This is a genomic window from Actinomadura sp. 21ATH, from assembly GCF_041951345.1.
In the GTDB taxonomy this organism is placed as follows: domain Bacteria; phylum Actinomycetota; class Actinomycetes; order Streptosporangiales; family Streptosporangiaceae; genus Spirillospora.
This window is the reverse complement of sequence record NZ_JBGNUR010000024.1, coordinates 1-19,398: the sequence shown is the minus strand read 5'-3', so window position 1 is coordinate 19,398 and position 19,398 is coordinate 1. Positions and strand designations below refer to the sequence as shown.

21 protein-coding genes are annotated in these 19,398 nt (G+C 72.5%); 7 read left to right on the top strand and 14 right to left on the bottom strand.

Annotated features, from left to right (window positions below; translation table 11 throughout):
- Positions 1-23: 23 nt before the first annotated feature.
- Together ACA361_RS38575 and ACA361_RS38570 are read right to left on the bottom strand one after the other, a co-directional pair.
- A complete protein-coding gene (locus ACA361_RS38575; protein ID WP_375020087.1) occupies positions 24-176 on the bottom strand; it encodes a hypothetical protein in 153 nt (50 codons plus the stop codon).
- A 118-nt stretch (positions 177-294) separates the two neighbouring features.
- Positions 295-1,260, bottom strand: coding sequence for a hypothetical protein (locus ACA361_RS38570; RefSeq protein ID WP_375020086.1), 966 nt, complete (start codon positions 1,258-1,260; stop codon positions 295-297).
- 222 nt (positions 1,261-1,482) lie between these two features.
- Between ACA361_RS38570 and ACA361_RS38565 the strand changes: the two genes are divergently transcribed.
- Positions 1,483-1,785: a hypothetical protein gene (locus ACA361_RS38565; protein ID WP_375020085.1), complete on the top strand. Its 303-nt coding sequence runs from the start codon at positions 1,483-1,485 to the stop codon at positions 1,783-1,785.
- 488 nt (positions 1,786-2,273) lie between these two features.
- Positions 2,274-4,484 carry a molybdopterin oxidoreductase family protein gene (locus ACA361_RS38560; RefSeq protein WP_375020084.1) on the top strand — a complete coding sequence of 737 codons (2,211 nt, stop codon included), beginning with the start codon at positions 2,274-2,276 and terminating at the stop codon, positions 4,482-4,484.
- On the opposite strand, the gene ACA361_RS38555 is transcribed toward ACA361_RS38560, so the two are convergent.
- A complete protein-coding gene (locus tag ACA361_RS38555) occupies positions 4,485-4,760 on the bottom strand; it encodes a hypothetical protein (RefSeq protein ID WP_375020083.1) in 276 nt (91 codons plus the stop codon).
- A 291-nt stretch (positions 4,761-5,051) separates the two neighbouring features.
- On the opposite strand from ACA361_RS38555, the gene ACA361_RS38550 reads away from it, so the two are divergent.
- The 3 genes from ACA361_RS38550 (at position 5,052) to ACA361_RS38540 (ending at position 7,336) form a co-directional block, all read left to right on the top strand.
- Complete coding sequence (locus tag ACA361_RS38550) at positions 5,052-5,969, top strand: Rieske 2Fe-2S domain-containing protein (RefSeq protein ID WP_375020082.1); 918 nt, start codon at positions 5,052-5,054, stop codon at positions 5,967-5,969.
- 84 nt (positions 5,970-6,053) lie between these two features.
- Positions 6,054-6,182 carry a hypothetical protein gene (locus ACA361_RS38545; protein ID WP_375020081.1) on the top strand — a complete coding sequence of 43 codons (129 nt, stop codon included), beginning with the start codon at positions 6,054-6,056 and terminating at the stop codon, positions 6,180-6,182.
- A gap of 80 nt (positions 6,183-6,262) precedes the next feature.
- Positions 6,263-7,336, top strand: coding sequence for a TauD/TfdA family dioxygenase (locus ACA361_RS38540; RefSeq protein ID WP_375020080.1), 1,074 nt, complete (start codon positions 6,263-6,265; stop codon positions 7,334-7,336).
- Between the two features lie 32 nt (positions 7,337-7,368).
- Here the strand turns inward: ACA361_RS38540 and ACA361_RS38535 are convergent, their stop codons facing one another.
- The 4 genes from ACA361_RS38535 to ACA361_RS38520 all read right to left on the bottom strand — a co-directional run bounded on the left by ACA361_RS38535 (position 7,369) and on the right by ACA361_RS38520 (position 10,127).
- Complete coding sequence (locus ACA361_RS38535; protein ID WP_375020079.1) at positions 7,369-7,872, bottom strand: hypothetical protein; 504 nt, start codon at positions 7,870-7,872, stop codon at positions 7,369-7,371.
- A 16-nt stretch (positions 7,873-7,888) separates the two neighbouring features.
- A complete protein-coding gene (locus ACA361_RS38530) occupies positions 7,889-8,488 on the bottom strand; it encodes a dihydrofolate reductase family protein (RefSeq protein ID WP_375020078.1) in 600 nt (199 codons plus the stop codon).
- Positions 8,485-9,330: a metalloregulator ArsR/SmtB family transcription factor gene (locus ACA361_RS38525; protein ID WP_375020077.1), complete on the bottom strand. Its 846-nt coding sequence runs from the start codon at positions 9,328-9,330 to the stop codon at positions 8,485-8,487. The genes ACA361_RS38530 and ACA361_RS38525 overlap by 4 nt, the downstream gene beginning before the upstream one ends.
- A 191-nt stretch (positions 9,331-9,521) precedes the next feature.
- Positions 9,522-10,127: a TetR/AcrR family transcriptional regulator gene (locus ACA361_RS38520; RefSeq protein ID WP_375020076.1), complete on the bottom strand. Its 606-nt coding sequence runs from the start codon at positions 10,125-10,127 to the stop codon at positions 9,522-9,524.
- 174 nt (positions 10,128-10,301) lie between these two features.
- Here ACA361_RS38520 and ACA361_RS38515 point away from each other — a divergent pair, with 174 nt between their 5' ends.
- Positions 10,302-11,423 (top strand): MFS transporter, encoded by a 1,122-nt coding sequence (locus ACA361_RS38515; RefSeq protein WP_375020075.1) that lies wholly within the window; start codon positions 10,302-10,304, stop codon positions 11,421-11,423.
- Between the two features lie 445 nt (positions 11,424-11,868).
- On the opposite strand, the gene ACA361_RS38510 is transcribed toward ACA361_RS38515, so the two are convergent.
- The 7 genes from ACA361_RS38510 to ACA361_RS38480 form a co-directional block, all read right to left on the bottom strand.
- The gene (locus ACA361_RS38510) at positions 11,869-12,153 is read right to left on the bottom strand and encodes a hypothetical protein (protein ID WP_375020074.1); all 285 of its coding nucleotides are present in this window, start codon (positions 12,151-12,153) and stop codon (positions 11,869-11,871) included.
- Positions 12,154-12,254: 101 nt separating this feature from the next.
- A complete protein-coding gene (locus ACA361_RS38505; RefSeq protein ID WP_375020073.1) occupies positions 12,255-13,457 on the bottom strand; it encodes a helix-turn-helix domain-containing protein in 1,203 nt (400 codons plus the stop codon).
- Positions 13,454-13,891, bottom strand: coding sequence for a hypothetical protein (locus ACA361_RS38500; RefSeq protein WP_375020072.1), 438 nt, complete (start codon positions 13,889-13,891; stop codon positions 13,454-13,456). Before ACA361_RS38500 ends, ACA361_RS38505 begins: the two co-directional genes overlap by 4 nt.
- A gap of 3 nt (positions 13,892-13,894) precedes the next feature.
- The gene (locus ACA361_RS38495) at positions 13,895-15,127 is read right to left on the bottom strand and encodes a hypothetical protein (protein ID WP_375020071.1); all 1,233 of its coding nucleotides are present in this window, start codon (positions 15,125-15,127) and stop codon (positions 13,895-13,897) included.
- The gene (locus ACA361_RS38490) at positions 15,091-16,269 is read right to left on the bottom strand and encodes a Dabb family protein (RefSeq protein WP_375020070.1); all 1,179 of its coding nucleotides are present in this window, start codon (positions 16,267-16,269) and stop codon (positions 15,091-15,093) included. The genes ACA361_RS38495 and ACA361_RS38490 overlap by 37 nt, the downstream gene beginning before the upstream one ends.
- Positions 16,270-16,290: 21 nt before the next feature.
- Positions 16,291-16,782: an aromatic-ring-hydroxylating dioxygenase subunit beta gene (locus ACA361_RS38485; RefSeq protein ID WP_375020069.1), complete on the bottom strand. Its 492-nt coding sequence runs from the start codon at positions 16,780-16,782 to the stop codon at positions 16,291-16,293.
- Positions 16,779-18,137 (bottom strand): SRPBCC family protein, encoded by a 1,359-nt coding sequence (locus ACA361_RS38480; RefSeq protein WP_375020068.1) that lies wholly within the window; start codon positions 18,135-18,137, stop codon positions 16,779-16,781. Before ACA361_RS38480 ends, ACA361_RS38485 begins: the two co-directional genes overlap by 4 nt.
- Before the next feature lie 354 nt (positions 18,138-18,491).
- Here ACA361_RS38480 and ACA361_RS38475 point away from each other — a divergent pair, with 354 nt between their 5' ends.
- Entirely contained in the window at positions 18,492-19,277 is a 786-nt protein-coding gene (locus tag ACA361_RS38475; protein ID WP_375020067.1) for an IclR family transcriptional regulator, read from the top strand.
- Positions 19,278-19,398 lie beyond the last annotated feature (121 nt).

The window sequence follows — 19,398 nt, the reverse complement described above, 5'->3', positions numbered from 1 at the left end:
GGCACGGCACCGCGCCGCCCCGTTCAGCCGAGGGTCTCCTCGGACGCGTCCGGAGCGCAGAACTCCCGATACGCCTCGTACAGCTCGGCGGCCTCAGGTACGTTCCGTGCCTTGACGGCCGTGAGGACCTCGGCCGCCCGCCAGTAGTTGGAAGGCACCAGGCGCCCGCTCGTCACCGCTTCCAGCGCCGTACCGGCCGCCCCGTCGGGCTGACCGGCGGCGATCTGCGCCAGGGCGAGGTCCAGCCGCGCGGACGCCGCCGCTCAACCCGTCCGAGTGCCCGTTCACACGTCCTCAGAGGCGGTCGCGGGCGTCGGTGAGCGCGGACTTGTACTCGCCCAGCCATTCGGCGCCCGCCTGGTCCGCTGGTATGCCACGTAACCCGGCCTCCAGCAGCGCCGAAGCGTCGCCGTACTCTCCGATCTCTCGGTGCACCATGCCGATGTTGAGCTGGAAGAACGGCTCGGAGTACCAGTAGACCGGCGGTGGTGGCTCGATCGCGTCCGCGGCCTGCTCGGCGGCCGAGTCGAGCAGCCGCCGCGCGTCCTCCGTCTGGCCGAGCGCCGCGTACCCCTGGGCTGCTTGAAGCCGGTCGAAGGTTCGTTGGACCGAGTGCCCGCCAGGAGTGGCGAGCGCGGCGGACGATGCGCGTACGACCGCGCGGGGCCGGCCCTGCTGCCGCGCCACGTATCCCCGGAAACTCGTCGCGATGGCCGCGACGGTGCCGTCCTGGAATTCGTCCGCCAGCTCCTCGCCCTGACCGAAGAGGTTCAGTGCGTCAGCATCTCGCCGGAGCGCGGCATGCAGCCATCCGCTGAAGACGGACCACTCGGCCACGATGCGGCCGAGCCGGTCGCGCAACGGCCCCGACGCGTCCCGCAACACGGCCATGATGCCGTCGAGTTGAGCCGCGACCGGAGCGAGCAGGATGGCGGCGCCCACGGTGTCCTCCAGCCGCCGCTGGGCGGCGAGCACCGTGGCGAGAGCCTCCAGTGCTCCGGCGTCCAGCCGGGACGGGTGTGCGGCGACCAGGCGGACGCGCTCCTCGTCCTCCGGTGTGAGGCTCTCCTTGACCGCTCGCCGGGCGGGTGCGGAATCCGCGAGCGCCGCGAGTTCGCCGTCCGCGTGGAGGGCGTCGTCCAGCAGTCGGGCGAGCTTGGGGGACGGGGGCTTGAGATCGCGCGAGACGCGGCTGAGATGGCCGACGTCGTAGAAGGTGATCGCCGCCAGCTTGCGCAGCGACGTGTGGCGCTCGGCCATGAGCGCTCGCATCTTCTCGCCGAACGTCATCACACTTGCCGCCGTTTCGCCCCGGTGTGACCCGTTGTCTGGTGTTGACCAGGCCGGAAGGCAACAGGTCAACACCTTCCACGTTAACCGTCGATGGGCTGGCCTTGTGGTCGTACGCACACAGAGAGCGGCCCCGGGCGGTGGTGGAACACCGGTGACCGGGGCCTTGATCCGACAGGAGGCGTCGGACCCATGGCAGACGTTACAACCGGGCGGCTGGCCGCGCTGGGCGCGCACCTCGGCACGAGAGGGTTCGTGGTTGACCTGACCGCGTACGGGCTGCGCGTGACCGATCCGGAGGTCGCCGGGTGCTGCGAGCACGTTCCGCACGCGGCGGACACGATCACGTGCCGGGCCCGGCGGGACGACGGTGGCCGGATGTGGTTCTTCACCTCGTGGGGCGAGCCGGTCGCCGAGGCGGAACGGATCATCGATGCCGCGCTGGCCGTGCGCGGGATCCTCAAGCGCCGGGCGGGCTCGGAGGGCGGGCGATGACCGCGACGGTACTGCGGGCACCGTGTGCCGAGCGCGATCGTGCGGCCGCCGAGCTGGCGCACCGGTTCCCCGGGGTGTGCGCGTGGTGGGGGTCGCACACCCGGTGCTGGTGGGCCGTCGCCCAGGATCGGTACGGGCGCCATCGCCTGGTCGAGGCGCCCGACCCGGTCGAGCTGGGGCGGGCCCTCGCCGAGGCGGGCGTCCCTGTACGGCCGGTCGTGCCTCGGTACGCGCGTCAGGTCGTGCCGATCGGCGTGGCCGGGCGCGAGGTGTGCCGTCCCCGTCCGGCCGCGTCGCCTCGCGTGGCGCCGGGGCGTGCTTCTCCTCGGCCCGGCCGGTTGCGGGAATTGTGGGGGAGGCTGTTCGGGGATGGGAACCATCCCCGTCTACTTCGGAGGTGATTGCCTGGCTTCGGCGATCGGGGCAGGGTTGGCGGGGTCGGTGGGACGCGTCATGATTGGGTCGGTCCCGGTCACGAGGAGTGCTTGATGGGCAGCCGTACGGCGTTTCGCACCTGTCCCCTCTGTGAGGCCCTCTGCGGCCTGGAGCTGACGCTGGACGACTCGGGCGCGGTGACCCGGGTGCGCGGCGACCGGGACGATCCGCTCAGCAAGGGGTTCATCTGCCCGAAGGGCGCGACGCTCGGCCGGCTGGACGGGGATCCGGACCGGCTGCGGGCGCCGCTGGTGGACGGGGCCGAGGCCGGCTGGGACGAGGCGTTCGCGGTCGTGCGGCGGCGGATCGCCGAGGTCGTCGGGAAGTACGGCAAGGACGCCGTCGCCGTGTACATCGGCAACCCGACGGCGCATTCGGTGGCCGGCCCGCTCTACGGCGGCGCGCTCATCAAGGCACTCGGGACGCGGAACGTCTACACGGCGAGCACCGCCGACCAGATGCCCAAGCATGTGAGCTGCGGCTACATGTTCGGCGACCCGCTGGCGATCCCGGTGCCCGATCTGGACCGGACGTCGCACCTGCTGATGCTGGGCGCCAACCCGCTGGAGTCGAACGGCAGCCTGTGCTCGGCGCCGGACTTCCCCGGGCGGCTCAAGGCGATCGCGGCGCGCGGCGGCAAGGTGACGGTCGTCGACCCGCGGCGGACGCGGACGGCGGACCTGGCGGGCGAGCACGTCTTCATCCGGCCGGGCACCGACGCGTACCTGCTGATGGCGCTCGTCCACACGCTGTTCGCGGAGGACCTCGCGGCGCCGGGGGAGCGCCCCGTGAACGGGCTGGACGATCTGCGCGCGCTCGTCGTGGACTTCTCCCCCGAACGGGTCGCCCGGGTGACCGGCATCGACGCCGGGACGATCCGCCGGATGGCGCGGGAGCTGGCGGCGGCCGAGACGGCGGCGGTGTACGGCCGGATCGGGACGTGCACGCAGGCGTTCGGGACGCTCAACAGCTGGCTCGTGGACGTCCTGAACGTCCTGACCGGCAACCTCGACCGCGAGGGCGGCGCGATGTTCCCGCGGGCGGCGCACGTGCCGGTCTACCGGAAGCGGCGGCCGTTCACGACGGGGCGGTGGCGCAGCCGCGTGCGGGACCTGCCCGAGGTGAACGGGGAGCTGCCGGTCGCCACGCTGGCGGACGAGATCGAGACGCCGGGCGAGGGGCGGATCCGGGCGCTGGTCACGATCGGCGGCAACCCGGCGCTGTCGGCCCCCGGGTCGGAGCGGCTCGACCGGGCGCTGGCCGGGCTGGAGTTCATGGTCAGCGTCGACCCGTACCTGAACGAGACCACCCGGCACGCGCACGTGGTCCTGCCGCCGCCGCGGCCGGTGCAGACGCCGCACTACGACGTGTCGCTGCTGGGCCTGGCGGTGCGCGACTACGTGCGTTACTCGGCGCCGATCGTCCCGCTGGAGGACGGGCGCCCGTCGGAGGCGGCGATCCTCGCGCGGCTGGCCGTGCTGGCGTCGGGGATGGACGGCGACCCGGACGCCCTCGACGAAATGATCATCGGGTCGACGCTGGGCAAGGCGGTCGCGATGACCGGTTCGCCGGTGGAGGGCCGGGAGCCGGACGAGCTGCGCAAGATGCTCGCCGACGACGGCGGCACGCTGACGGAGCAGCGGCTCGACATGATGCTCCGCCTCGGCCCGTACGGCGACGGGTTCGGCGCCGACCCGGCCGGGCTGACGCTGGCGCGGCTGCGTACCGAGCATCCCCACGGGCTCGACCTGGGCGCGCTGCGGCCGCGGCTGGACGAGGTGCTCTGCACGGCCTCGGGACGCGTCGAGCTGTGCCCGCCGTCGTTCGCCGCGGACGCCGACCGGCTGCGCGCGGCACTCGACGGCGCGGCGGACGGCATGCTGCTGATCGGGCGGCGGCACCTGCGTTCCAACAACAGCTGGCTGCACAACGTCCCGGAGTTGGTGCGCGGGTCCAACACGTGCACGCTCCAGCTCAACCCCGCCGACGCCGAACGCCTCGGGCTGGCGGCCGGCGACCTCGTCCGCGTGACGTCCCGTGCGGGCACGCTGGAGGCCGTCGCGGAGCCGACCGACACCGTGATGGCGGGCGTCGTCAGCCTGCCGCACGGCTGGGGTCACGGCCGCGACGGCACGCGTACCCGGGTCGCGGCCGAGCACGCGGGCGTCAACGTCAACGCCGTCACCGACGAGAACGAGATCGACCCACTGTCCGGCAACGCCGTGTTCAACGGCGTCCCCGTCACCCTCGAACCCGCCTCCTGATCAGGTGCGGCCGGGCGCGAGCCGGCCGGCGCACTCGATCTCCGCGCGGATGGCCGCGCACAGCTCTGCGGGCGTGTCGGCCTGGACCAGCAGCCGGCAGCCCGCCCGCAGCTGCTCGATGGTGAGCGGCTTGGCGGAGGTCCGGAACGCCCACCAGCGGTGGGTGCCGCTGCGCCAGGCCCCCCATCCCGGGAAGCGCGTCTCGATCTGCGTGATCAGCGCCGTGTCGGGGGTCGCGGGCTCCGGCGGTGCCGCCGGAGGTGAGGGAACGTCCATGGGCTCGGCTCGTCCGGTCGCTTGCGGGCCATTTCACTGTAGGCCAAGCCTCCTGTGCCGAGAAGGCAACGGTCCTGTGGCGCCGCCGCGCCGGATCGGCGCCGGATCGATGCCGGTTTAAGGCGGGTACGCGCAGGTAGGTATCCACCACTGTGGGTGCCCGGCACACCCGGCGGGCCGGCCCGATGTTCTCCCGGGTGGTCAACAGGAGAAACCGGCGGCTAGGGTCGCAGGAGCGTCCCGTTTACGGCCGTCCTCATCGACTTCCGGACGCGCACCCGAAGGAGGGGCATGAACCGAAGGGCGAGCAGGATCTTCCGGCGCGGTTCGCGGCCGCAGGCCGGGGCCCATCCGGTGGACCTGGCCGACGGCCTGGAGCACGCCCACGGCCTCGACCGTACGATCCGGACGCTCTCGACGGCCGTGCAGAAGGTGCTGCGGCCGGGACCGCTTAAGGACGCGCTGCACGGCGTGCCCGTGGGCCACCCGGCGCATCCGCCGCTGACGGACGTGCCGATGGGGTGCTGGATCTCGGCCGGCGTGCTCGACCTGGTCCCCGGGACGCACCGGGCCTCGCAGGCGCTGATCGGCGCCGGGCTGGCCGCGGCGGTCCCGACGGCGCTGACCGGGATCGCCGACTGGAGCGCGCTGCACCGCCAGCAGCAGCGGGTGGGGCTGGTGCACGCGGCGAGCACCGCGACGGCGACGCTGCTCTACTCGGCCTCGTTCGTGGCGCGGGCCCGCGGCCGCGACGGCACGGGCCGCGCCCTCGGCTACGCGGGCCTCACCGCGCTGTTCGCGGGCAGCTACCTGGGGGGACACCTGGCGTTCCGGCAGGCGGCCGGGGCCAGCCACGCCGACCAGGTCGCGCATCTCGTGCCGCTCGGCTGGCACGACCTGTGCGCCGAGTCCGAGCTGCCGGACGGCTGGCCCGTCCAGCGCCGGCTGGGGTACATCAGCCTGTTCGTGCTGCGCGACGGCGACGACATCCACGTGCTGACGGACCGGTGCAGCCACCTCGCCGGCCCGCTGCACCAGGGCCGGGTCGTCGGCGAGGGCGACGACCTGTGCGTGATCTGCCCGTGGCACGGCAGCACGTTCCGGGTCGCGGACGGTTCGGTCGTGCACGGCCCGGCCACCGGGCGGCAGCCGTCGTTCGAGAGCCGCGTCCTGGAGGACGGCACCGTCCAGGTGCGTCCGATCGGCTAACGAATACGAGACGCCATCTCGCTTGACGAGATCAGATCGGCTGTCCTACGGTTGCGGAAGATCCTCCACAGCCGGGAGCACGCCATGATCCGAGACGCCTCGCAGGGCCTTGGACCGGCGGTGCGCGGCTACCGCGAGCCCCTGCGCGTCCGTCCCCCGCGCACCGGCATGCGCCCCGGCACCGCCGCGGGCAACCCGCAGACGCCCTTCTGACCAGGCACGTCCGCAGCCGTTCCACCACGGCCGCGGCGTCCCGTCCGCGGCCGCCTTTCCTCCCCGCAGAGCGAGGCAGCATGTCCACGACCGTCGACCTGTCCCCGATCTCCGGCCCGTCCGCCTGGCGCGGCGACGAGCTGGCCGGCTCCACCGACTGGATCCACCACCTGACCGGCGCCGAGCGCACCGAACTCGAGACGCTCGGCCGCCGCTTCGTCGCCGACGACCCCGACCTCCGCACGGTCACCGCCGCCGACTACCCCATCGACGCCTGCGCCGGCCTCATCGAGGAGTGCGCCCGGGAGATGGACGCCGGCCGCGGCTTCGTGCTTGTCCGCGGCCTGCGGACCGAGGAGTACGGCGACGCCGTCGCCGGCGCGATCTTCTACCTGATGGGCCTGCACCTGGGCACGCCCATGTCGCAGAACCAGTTCGGCGACGTCCTCGACCACGTCATCGCCACCTCCGACAAGACCCTGGACGACCCGACCGCGCTGCCGTCCCGGGTCCGCGACCGGCTGCCGTTCCACTCCGACAGCTCCGACGTCGTCGCGCTGATGTGCCTGCGCGGCGCCCGCGCCGGCGGACTCAGCAGCCTCGTCAGCGGTACGGCGATCTACAACGAGATCCTGGCCCGCCGCCCCGACCTGGCCCCGCTGCTGTTCGAGCCGTGGCACTGGGACTGGCGCAAGCAGGACCCGGACGCCCCCGCCGACACCTACGAGTCCCCGATCTGCTCGTACGTGGACGGCATCTTCAGCACGTACGCCGGCAGCTCGATGATCTTCTCGGCGCAGGACTACCCCGAGGTGCCCCGGCTGACCGAGGCCCAGATCGAGGTCCTGAACCTCTTCGACGAGATCGCCCAGGAGCCCGGACTGGCGCTGGACATGGACTTCCAGCCCGGCGACGTCCAGTGGCTCCTCAACTACGCGGCCCTGCACTCCCGTACCGGCTACGTCGACCACCCCGAGCCCGAGCGCCGCCGCCACCTGCTGCGCCTGTGGCTGCGCCGCGACGTCGGCCGCCCGCTCGTGCCCGGCTTCGGCAAGACCGTCATCAAGGCGGGCAACGAGGAGGACAAGCACCTGCCCGGCGGCCGCTTCCAGATCGCGAAGGCCGTCGTCCCCAACTACGACTGGGGCCTCTGAGGCCCGCCCGCCGGCCCCGTGCCCGGTGAACCTCACCGGACGGGGCCGGGCGGCGTCCCCTCGGCCTTGAACGCCCACTCCTGCCACGCGTACTCGTCATCCGCCAGCACCAGCGTGTTCCAGCCGCCGCCCAGGCAGTGCGGGCCGCCGTGCAGGCGGGACACCAGCTCACGCCACAGGTCGCGGTCCTCGTGTTCGAGCAGCCGCGCCGCGTCCGCGACGACGACGCACTCCCGCAGCGAGGCCGGACGATCGCCCAGCGCGTCCGTGAAGTCGCCCCAGCCCCGCGCCGCCGCGTACGGCAGCCGCAGCGCGGCGACGAACTGGTCGACGGCCCTGGCGGCGGTCGTGCACGCCGACCCCAGCACCAGCCGCACCTCGACGTCGGGACCGGCACCGCCGAACGCCGCGTCCAGGACCATTTCCAGGCGCTGGACGAGGACGTCGACCCGGTACGCGGGCACCACCGCGGTGATCATGGTGCCGCGCTCCGCCGTCACCCGGGCGACGAGATCCTCGATGCTCTCTCCGGCCATGTCTCATTGTGCGGGATCAGCGGGCGCGGTCGTAGACCATGGCGAGCTCGCCGAGCTTGCCGGTCTCCTGCTGGGAGAGCGTCCACCGGGTGGCCGGCAGGCCGTCCTCGAACAGCCGCCGCCCCCCGCCGGCGATCTCCGGGAAGACCATCAGGTGGAGCCGGTCGACCAGGTCCGCCGCCAGCAGCGGCTTGATGAGGCCGGCACTGCTGTTGACGAGGATGTCGCCTTCGCCGGACTTCTTGAGCTCGGTGATGACGTCCGCGACGGGTCCGTTCACCACGCGGGTCCGCTCCCAGGGCGGCTCGGTCAGGGTGGTCGAGAAGACGACCTTCTCCGTCCCGACCAGCCACTTCGCGTATCCGCGGTCGCGCGGATCGGCCGACTCGTCCTCGGCGAGCGGCGCCCAGTAGCCCATGAACCCCTCGGCGTTGTTCCGGCCGAGGACCGCCGTCGTCGCGTCCCGCCAGATGCCGGTCATGTGGTCGCGCGCGACCTCGCTGCTCACGTACGGGGCGAACGCCCCGAAGTCGCCGGGCCCGTCGGGGCCGTGGTAGCGCCCGTCAAGGGTGAGGCTCAGGTTCGCGGTCACCCTGCGGCCGGACTGCTGCGTCATTGCGTGCTCCTTGAGTCGGTGTCGTGCGATTCCGCCGCCATGACGGCCGCGAGGCGATCGAGGCTCTGGCCGAAGCCGATCTCGATGCCCGCGACGAAGTCAGCGGAATCGACCATGCTGTCGGTGATCCGGTAGTGAACGTCCAGGTCGGTGCCGCCGCCGGTGTCCCGGAGCGCGAGATCGACATGTGCGGTGAAGGCCGTGCCGCCGTCGGGCAGCAGCGGGGAGAGCCGGTAGGCGAGGCGCTCGCCGGGACGCACGTCGACGACGACACCCTCCGCGTACCCGACGACCGGCTCGGTGCCGCCTTCGTCCTCGACGTCGCGGTACTCCTGAACGATCCGCCCGCCGCGCCGCGCCTCGAACACGAGCTTCGAGACGCGCAGGTCGTCGGGCGTCCACCACCCGGCGAGCAGGGCCGCCTCGGTCAGCTGGCGCCAGACCAGCTCGGGACGTCCCGCCAGCGTCCGCTGGAACCTGAACGAGCGGCCGTCCGCCCAGCCTTCCTCCTGCGCGGCACTCCGCTCCGCGTCGAGGCTCGCCCCGTACCGGTCGAAGGTCTCGCGCGGCCCGCCGGCCCGTTCCGCCGTGTCGGCGAGCCCGCTGAGCACTCCCGCCAACTCCCGCAACGCGCCAGGTTGCAGCGCGTACACGCGCCGCTGCCCGGAACGCTGCGACGTGACCACCCCGGCCCGTTCAAGCGTCTGCAGATGCTTGGTCGTCTGAGGCTGCCGCGCCTCCGCCAGCCGCGCGAGCACGCCCACCGGGCGCGGCCGCTCGGCCAGCAGACACACGAGCCGCCAACGGGCCGGATCAGCCAGCGCGGCGAGAAGGACGTCCATGGCAAGAAGTATTCTCTAGGACGAATATTCGTGTCAAGGAATAGCTTCGGGAGCCACGCGCGGCGGGCACTCGCGGCGGCGGCCTGACCGGGGCGGGACGAGGCGCGGGCGCGTGGACGTCCACCGGCCGGGAGATGACGCACCAGCCATGATCAGCACTCCGAACCGGGCCTCGCATCTCCCCTCCGCCGTCAGGCGGGGTGCGCGGGCGCGGCTCCCAGAGCTCGAATCGCGAGATCGATCGCGATGGTCAGGCGCTCCAGATCGTGGCCGGCGCGCTCTCGCACCCGCAGGCCGAGCACCGTCGTGAACAGCGACTCCACGGCTCCGTCGATGTCGAGATCGGTGGACAGTTCGCCTCGCTCCCGCCCCTCGGCCAGCACCGCACGCAACGCCTGCCGGGTGACCGTGAACGCGGCCTCGATCCGCTCATGGACCTGGTCGTCAGTGGTGCCGAGTTCGGTGGCGGTGTTGACCACGAAGCATCCGCGGCCGGTCGTGCCGTCGGCCGGGCAGGTCACCAGCCACAGCATCCATTCCCGCAGCACCTCACGAACCGGACGGTCACTCGCATCCAGACGCCGGCGGGCCTGCGTCGACTCGGTGGCCCGGTAGTGGTCGAGCGCGCGCAGAAAGAGCGTGTGCTTGTCCGTGAACGTCCGGTACAGGCTGCTGGGCGTCAGCTTCAGCTCGTCCCCGAGGTCACGCACCGAAGTGGCGTGGTAGCCGCGCCGCCAGAACAGCTCGGTCGCCGACGTGACCGCGTTCTGCTCGTCGAACTGCCGGGGGCGTGCCATGGGCTCACCTTACCCAATTTGTGGAGCGATCGCTCCCATACTAGGGTCCCCGATATGGGAGCGATCGCTCCCAAATGCGTGGAGGAGGATCCGTTGACGACCGCAGAACAGACCCCCACCCAGACACGGGAACCAGGGGCCCCGGGTAAGAGTCGCTGGCTGGCGGTGTCAGTAGTGACTCTGGGCACCTTCCTGCTGGTGACCGCCGAGCAACTGCCGATCGGTCTGCTGACCTCCGTGGGGTCCGCGCTGTCGGTCTCCGAGGGGACGGCAGGGCTGATGGTGACGGTGCCCAGCATCGTCGCCGGGTTCGCGGCACCGCTGGTCCCGATGATCGTCGGGTCGCTTGACCGCCGCATCCTGCTGCTCGGACTGATGGCGCTGATGACCGTCGCGAACCTGGGCTCCGCTCTGGCGCCGAACTTCGCGTCGCTGGTGGGCTTCCGGGTGCTGGTCGGCATAGCGATCGGCGGCTTCTGGGCGGTCGCCGCCGGCCTGGCGGTCCGGCTCGTCGCCCCCGCGGACGTGCCACGTGCCACCGCGGTCATCTTCGGCGGCGTCGGAGCCGCGAACGTGTTCGGCGTCCCGCTCGGCACCCTGGTCGGTGACCTGACCGGCTGGCGCATCGCCTTCTCCTCGCTCAGCGCCCTGGCGCTCGTGACCCTGATCGCACTGCTGGCGGTACTGCCGAGGCTGGTCGCCTCCCAGCCCATCCGGCCCAAGCTGCTGATGGAGCAGCTCCGCAACCCGGGCGTGCGCGTCGGCATCATCGCGACGGTGCTCCTTGTGTTCGGCCACTTCGCCGCTTACACGTTCGTGAGCCCGGCACTGCAGAAGCTGTCGGGGATCGACGAGCACCATGTCGCTCCGCTGCTGTTCGGATTCGGTGCGGCCGGCATGATCGGCAACTTCGTCGCCGGTCTGGCGCTCTCCCGCCGCGTGCACCGCAGCGCGCTGACCATCGCAGTGGCCATGACGGCCGCGATGCCGCTCTTCCTGCTGCTGGGCCAGACCGCGATCAGCGGTGCCATCCTGCTGATCGTCTGGGGTCTGGCCTTCGGCGGCGTGTCCGTGGGCCTCCAAACCTGGATGATCAAGGCCGCTCCGCAGGCCGTGGAAGCCGCCTCCTCGCTGTGGGTGGCGGTGTTCAACCTGTCCATCGGTTTCGGCGCGCTGGCCGGCGGCGTCATCGTCGACACGCTCACGCTCCAGGGCGTGCTCTGGCTCGGTGGCGCCTGCGCCTTGCTCGCCGCCCTGGCGATCTGGACCGCCCGCAGCGACCACGCTCTGCGATAACAGAGATCCACTCGGGCTGCCCCGGGCACCGGAGAACGACCCCCAAGGCCCGGGCAGCCCGCAGTTCCAGAAGCGACGCCGAACAGGCCCTAATGCTGGAGAAGTCGCCTCAGCCAGCCTCGCGGAGGCGGTGCGGCGCGCGGTCTTGGCGGCGGCCGCCTTGCCGGTGCAGGCCGAGGAGTTCGGGGCGGCCTGGCAAGGTCGGGGCGCGGACGCGCGTAGCGGGGGACGTGCGGGGGCGCGTACAGCTCGTGCAGCCGTTGTGCCATTTCGGCCGGGTCGCGGGCCTCGATCAGGTGGTCGCGGCCCGTCCGGTCCCTGGCGACGGCCCACCACGACCTCGTGTACTCGCCCCACCAGGCGCACACCCAGGGAAAGCGGTGTCGCAACCCGGCCACCGCGCGAGCAGGATCGATCCCAGTGACCGCGTACGGCGTCAGCGGCGTCATCCCCCGGCTCCCGCACGCGTCCCGCGCGCCAGGATCCCGCGGATCACCAGCGCCGCTTCGATGAACCGTCCCGCCTCGGCGACCGGCTCGCCCGCCGACGTGAAGAACCACATCCGGCCGCCGTCGTCCCGCCGCGCCCGGCAGTCGATGAGCACGGGGTCCGCCGAACTCCGGCCGGTCACCCGCAGCCCGCGCGCGGTCGGCTCGACCGCCAGCCCGCGCGCACCCAGATGCGCGCCGAGCACGGCGAGCGGGTCACGTTCAGGCGTACTCTCGTCCATGGGCCAGACTCCTCCCCATCACGTCCCTGCGTGCGGATCCGCACACGGAGCGTCACGGTAGAGCCGCCGGAACCGGATGTGTTTCCGTACGGAAACCCTTGTCAGATCAGGTTCATGCGCCACGCCAGACCGCGCAGGTCGCGCCCGGCGGCCCGCTCGTACAGGTCGGCCACCAGCTCCCTGACCATGGGGTTGTTGTGGACGCGAGCCGCCGAGAGGTGTTCGGCGCGGCGCAGTTGCCGGACGGCCTGCGCGTCGCGGCCGAGCATGGCCAAGGCCCTGCCCTGCTCGATCGCCAGCGCGGCCCTGCGGCCGCGGTTGGCCAGCGCTTCGACGTCGACGGCCGCGGCGGCTTCGAGCGCGGCCGCCGGTTCGTCCGCCTCCACCGCGAGCATGGCCTTCCACGTGCCGACGTTCGCCGGCCCGAAGCTCTGCCAGGCGCCCGCGCGCTCGCCGGTACGGCGGGACATCCGCTCGGCCTCGGCCAGCCTGTCGGCCGCGTGCCCGTGTTCGTGCCGGACCCGGTGGGCGAGAGCCGCCGAAAGCTGCAACATGCCGTAGACCTCCTGCCCGAGGCGGTCGTCCCCGAGCCCGCCTTCGAGCGCGTCCGCCGTACGGGCGGCCTCCCTCAGCGCACGTCCCAGCGAGGCGGCCGGGCGCGCGTGCGCCTGGACGAACGCCGCCGCTCCCAGCATGACGGGATCATCCAGCCGTACCGCGGCCTTCCGCGCACGATCGGCGGCGATCCACGCCAGGTCGACCTGGCCCAGATGGCGAAGGAGGAAGGTCGTACACGCGCAGACATCGATGAGCAGCCGCAGCGCGATCGTCCGCGCGCGCTCGTCCCCGGTCGTCGCGTGCACATGCAGCTCCGCCAGCGCGGGCGGGAGCACGGCGGCGAGCCCGGCGTAGTCGGCGGCCAGCCGCCGTTCCTCGATGGGCCCGGCGGTGAGGTCCGCGAGGTCGGCCAGCGGCCGTACGGGCACGTCGAGCGGATCGTCCAGGGACGAGTCGAGAAGGGCCTCCCGGAGCCGGACGATGTCCCCGTACGCCCTGGCCTGGGGGCGGATGGCCGGAACGGGCTCGCCGAGCAGGTCGGACGCCGAGACCTCCAGAGCCTCGGCCAGGGCGCGGATGTCGCTTCGCCGCTCAAGCCGCGTCCGGCCGTTCTCCACCTTGGAGAGCCACCCCTTCGAGCGGCCGGCCAGCCCGGCGAGGGCGTCCAGCGACAGGCCCCGGTACAGCCGTGCGTTGCGCACGTTCTCGCCTATGCGGGGCGTGCCGTCGTCAGCGTGTCCGGTCATGGGCCCACCTCATCGGGTCGTTCCGCCCCCGCCGTCCACGGTACGCGGATTGTCCTGGTGCGGTGACGCAGGATAGGGAGTCCTCGACCATCCGTGTTTCCGTACGGAAACCCTTGGCGCGGGGTGAAGACCCGGCGGCGGATGGCGAGGGTGTGGAGGGTGGCGGCCGGGACGCACAGCCAGTAGAGGGCGGCGCCCAGTGTCGCGCCGGCGGGCTGGGCGTACGGGCCGCCGTGGAGGACGAGTGCGCCCATGGGGAGCACGAAATAGACCGCGCAGGCCGTCCACAGGGCGAGGGTCTTGAGGCGGACGGCGGCGAGGAGGAACGCCATGTACGTGCCCATGCCGAGGGTGTAGACCGGGCTCAGCGCCCACAGGTAGCTCGCGATGGCGCGCGGCGGTCCGAGTCTGGGTACGTCGTCCCGGCGCCGCATGGCTCAACTGTCGGCGACGACGGCGTCCGGGTCCAGGTTTCGGGTCAGGGCCGCGTAGACGCGGGCGTACGCGGCCAGGGCGGGGAGGTCGAGTACGTCGCGGCGGGGGTCGGCCGGGGACGGGCGGGCGGACGGGCCCAGGCGGACGGTGTCGATGCCGTGGGCTCGGAGGACGACGCCGTCGGTGGATCCCGTCCAGTTCTGGATGGGCGGGGGCGCGGTGCCGAATTCGGATTCCCAGGCCGCACGGGCGGCACGGACGACCGGGGCGCCGGCGGGAGTCGCGGCGGCGGGGTGGACCTCGTCGACGTCCACGGTGACCGTGCAGGTGGACAGGGGGCCGTTCGCGCAGGCGGACTCGATCGCGGAGCGGAGGGACGCGGCGATCTCGTGCGGGTCGGCGCCCGGGACGGTCACGGCGTAGATCCCGGCTTCGAGGAGGGCGGGGAAGAGGTCCGGCTTGTCCGGGCGGCCGGAGGTGAGCGAGCCGATCCCGGCGGCCGGGCCGACCTGGGTGCCGGGGGCCGTGTGCGCGCGCAGGTAGGCCGTACGCCAGCGTTCGACGGCCTCGATGACCGAGCCCGCGTGCGCGATGACGCCTCCGGGCGGGTCGGCGGACTCGCGGGCCAGGACGGCGCCGTGCCGGCCCTGGACGCGTACGCGCAGGTAGAGGGCGCCCGGCTCCTCCCACAGGAGGGTCGGCGGACCGCATTTGGCGACGACGGCGGCGGGCGGGCGGGGCGCGGTGGCCAGGTAGCGGTCCAGGCCGGTCGTGCGGGGGCTGACGGCGCGGTGCGTGCCGGAGCCGGCGAGGAGGAGGCGTACGGGGATGCCGCGGGCGGTGGCGGTGGTGAAGGCGGCGAGGGCCGCGGCGGCGGGGGCGCGGGCGACCCCGAGGCCGAAGCCTTCGACGTGGGCAGGGGTGACCTTCAGGGGGGCGGGGGCGTCCGCGCGGGCCGTGATGGGGCCGTCCTCGTGCGGGTCGCCGCTGAGGGACGTGTCGAGGTGCGAGTAGAGGAGGACGCCGGACGGGTCGCCCGCGTACAGGTTGGCGCCGCCGTCGCCGTACGGCTGGACGGTCCACTCGATGGACGGCCAGCGCGCCGCGCACCAGGAGGCGAGGTGCGCGGCGGCGGCCGACTCGCGGCCGTAGGGGGCCGGGACGCCGTCCAGGACCCGGAGGGCCTCGACGATGGTGTTCAGAAACGGCCCCAGTCGTCGGCGGCCGGGCGCCACACGTCGATGTTGCGCGGGTCCGGCGGCATCCGGCGGGGGCGGTGGGTCTCGTGCTCCTCCGGCGTGAAGACGCGGTGCCGGTCGCACAGCTCGTAGCGCGGGCCGTGCGCGGGGTCGTGCATGTAGAACGCGATGGACGTCGACGCCGAGTGGTTGACCAGGTCGGACGCGATCGGCTCGCCCTTGTACAGCGCGCGGGCGCGGGCGCGCATGACGTGGTCGAAGCTCTTCATCGCGAAGCAGAGGTGCGCGACGTAGTGCTCCTTGTTGTTCTGCAGGGCGAGGCTGTGGTGGTAACGGTCCTCGCAGCGCAGGAACGTGGTGGAGCCGACGATCTCGTCGGACGGCAGGAAGCCGAGGACCTCCGTGTAGAACTCCAGCGACTCCTCGTACCTCGCGGTGGCGATGAACGGGTGGACGAGGTCGACCGGGCGGAGTTCGGTCAGCGGCGGCTCGGCGTACTCCAGGAAGCCGGTGAAGAGCTCGACGATGAGGCCGTTGGGGTCGCGGACGGCGAAGCCGTCGTCGCAGAGGTCCTTCTGGCGGTCCTGGAGTTCGAGGATCTCGTGGCCGGCGCCGGCCACGCGCTTGCGCAGGTCGGCGAGGACCTCGGCGTCCTCGACGCTGTAGCCGACGGCGCTGGTGTGGCCGGTCGCGCGGTCCGGGGCGCTGATCAGCTCGATGGAGTGGTGTTCGAGGTCGGCGCGCAGGTAGGCGTACTCGTCGGTGCGGTGTTCGAGCTGGAGCCCCACGTGGTACTGGAGGAACTCGATGGTGCGGGCCATGTCGGGGACCTCGACGCGGGCGTACTCCAGCCCGTACGGGCCGCGCGGCCGCCCCGCCCGCGCGCCGGTCTCGTAGCTGACGATCGTCTGGGCCTCGACGACGGGCCGCCAGCGTTCGCGGACGAACCGTTCGTGCGACTCGCTCTCCAGGTACGCGCGCAGGTCGGTCTCGGTGTCGAACCGTACCGAGAACGCGTGCGTGTACGTGGTGTCGCGGGTGCTGATGTTGCGGCCGAGCGAGAAGTCCCGCATCGCCGGGTAGCGCTTGGGGAAGGAGCGCAGCTCGTCCAGCACGGACTCGGCCGTCTCCGCGGGCACGTCCGGGCGGAACCGGAACGCCAGGGTGTGATTGATCATCGGGTTCCCCCAGAAGATGGATCAGAGGATGAAGCTGAGCCGGGCTCCGGCCGGCAGGTGCTCGTGGCCGAGGATCGAGCGGCGCAGCCGGAAGCGCAGGCCGCCGTCGCCGGGGACGAGCAGGTGGTCGTAGCGGCCCACGTACGCGTCGAACTCGCCGTCCCGGGCCCGGTGGACGATGAACGCGGCCGTCACCCGGAGCAGGCCCGGCTCGTCGTGCTCGCGCAGCCGGACGTTGGAGATCATGCGGTGGGTGCGGGACGGCGGGTTCTCGGCGTGGGCCTTGCGCGACTTGAGCCGCTTGACGCGGGCGCGCAGCAGGTCCCAGTCGTCGCAGACGAACGACCCGGACGCGTGCGGCGAGGTGCCCGTCCAGTCGGTGGCGGGGATCTCGAAGCGGGCGCCGGGCTCGAACAGCGCGAGCCAGTCGTCGTACCGCCAGGCGTCCAGGAGGTCGGCCTCGGCGTAGAGGAAGTCCTCCACGTCCGCCCGGGTGGTCGTGAGGACGGTCATCGCACGTTCCTCCCTTCGAGGAAGCGCTCCGGGCGGGTGCCGGTGACGGCCAGGCCGTCCGGTACGCCGAGCGCGCCGGCCCAGTGCCGCCAGAAGCCGCGCATCGCGCCCTCGTCGATGGAGCGCCCCTGGACGCCCTTGACCTCGTCGACCATCCCGCGGGACATGTCGCTGAAGTCGTACTCGGGGCGGGCCTCGGCGGCGGTGGCCTCGATGCCGCGCTGCACCGCCTCGTACGCCTCGATGTCGTCGGGGGTGGCGAGGCCGCCGGGGCCGACGAAGCTGACCATGGTCTTCATGCGGAGCGCGCGGGTGTCGGCGTCCTCGCCGCGCGGGGCGAGCTGCCAGGCGCGCACGTCGGTGCGGCCGGGTTCGACGGGTTCGAGCTGGCGGATCGACAGCCCTTCGAGGTCGAACAGCAGCAGGTTGGGCCAGACGAAGAGGATGTGGCTCTCGTCGGCGACGTAGCGGGCGCGCTCGGGGCCGAGGCGGCGGTCCATCTCGGCGCGGTGCGCGGCGGTGCGGGCCTTCTCGGCCTCGCCGAAGCGCGGCTCCCACAGCATGCTGATCCGGCCGCCGTGGCCGGTCAGGACGAGGAGGGAGTGGCCGTTGCCGAGGTTGTAGGCGTACTGGTCGTCGTCGGTGACGGCGAAGCCGGTCTCGCGCAGGTAGCCGACGAACGTGTTGTGCGTGGGGGAGAAGTGGTAGCCGTCCATGGCGTTCTCGACGGCGAGCTTCCAGTTGCCGCGCACGCCGTACAGCTGGGTGCCGGGCAGCACCTCCATGCCCGCCGCGTGCTGCTCGCGGATCATCGTCATGTAGTCGGCGGCGTCGCCGAGGTGGTGGAGGAGCGGCGGCACGTCGGGGTCGAACGCGACGAACACGAACCCCTCGTGGATCTCCAGCCGGGGGACGGAGCGCAGCCGCATCGAGTCGAGGAAGCCGTCGCCGGCGGCCTCGTAGGCGTCCTTGCCGGGGATGGCCGCGACGTCGCCGTTGTTGCGGAACGTCCAGGCGTGGTAGAAGCACTGGAACAGCTTGGTGGAGCCCTCCCTCTCCCGGCACAGGACCGTTCCACGGTGCGGGCAGGAGTTGAGGAACGCGCGCACCGTGCCGCCGGAGTCGCGGCAGAAGATCAGCGGCCGGCCGCCGAGCGTCCTGGTCTTGAACGCGTTGGGCTCGGCGACCTCGGTCTCGTGCCCGAGGTAGAGCCAGGTGCGCGCCCAGATCCGGTCCCGCTCGGCGCGGAAGACCTCGTCCGAGCGGTACGCGACGCGGTTCACGCGGAACGTCAGCGCGTCCCAGTCCTCGACGACCAGCCGGCCCGGCAGTCCCGCACCGTTCGGCTCGGGCATCGGGCTCACCCCCTCCAACGCGGCAGCGTTAACCTGGTGGTTATAACAATGCGAGATGGCATCTCGTATCGTGGGTAAAGAGTCGCCCAGCGGCGATCACCGTGTCAAGACCGGACCGGCGCCATCCGTTCCGGGTTTGACGACCTACATCCCAGTTGTCATGATTGCGTCTCGCAATAAGAGACGGCGCCGAACGCTTTCCGCGGCCCCGGCCCACCACCGGAGGCCCGCCCCGGCGCCATGTTCCGGATGGCCCGCCGCCGCGGCCCGGCCCATGATGAGATGGCGGGTGATGCCGCCACGGCGCGCCCAGGGCGGAACGCGGCCGATGGCCGAGGCAGAAGCGAGGAACCGATGGCAACGAGCACCGCACGAGACACCACGGCCGAGGGCTCCCCGTCGATCCAGACGGTGCAGCGCGCCGCGCTGATCCTGGACTCGTTCACGGTGGGCCGGCCGCACCTGAGCCTGAACGAGATCACCGCCCGGCTCGGCGCCAGCAAGGCCACGGCGCACCGGTACACCAAGGCACTGCGGGCGGCCAACCTGCTGCGGTACGACGACCGCACGGCGCTGTACTCGCTGGGCCCGCAGGTCCTCACCCTCGCCGCCGCCGCGCGCGCCGCGCTGCCGATCGTGACCGCCGCCGAGCCGTACATGGACCGGCTGGTCAAGACCGCCGGCCAGACCGTGGTGCTGAGCATCTGGGACGGCGAGTCGCCGACCGTCGTGCGGTCCGCCGACAACACCGAGCACCTGATCCGGATCAGCGTCCGGGTCGGCTCCCGGCTCGACCCGGCGTCGTCCGCGCAGGGCCGGGTGTTCTGCGCGTACCTGCCGCCCGAGCAGGTCCCGGCGCTGGCCAAGCTGCTGCGCCGCTCCCCCGAGCTGCGCGAGGAGGTCGCCTGGATCCGCGAGCACGGCCTGTCGGTCAACTCCCCCGCGCAGAACGGCGTGCACACCATCGCCGCCCCCGTGTTCGAGGGCGAGTCGATCATCGCGACGATGGCGATCGTGGGCACCACGGTCGACGTCCCGCGCCAGGTGGACTCCCCGATGGCCCGGGCGCTGCTGGAGGTGACCCAGGAGCTGTCGCAGCGCCTCGGCTCCCCGGGCGCCGCTCTCGGCGAGGCGGGCTAGCTGTACTGACCCGGGAGGTTGCGAACGCGGTGGACACGGTCGGATGATCTTGAAGTGAGGGAGGGCCTCCGGGTTCGGTGTGGATTGCGACATCTACGCCGATCGCCAGGAGGCCCTCATG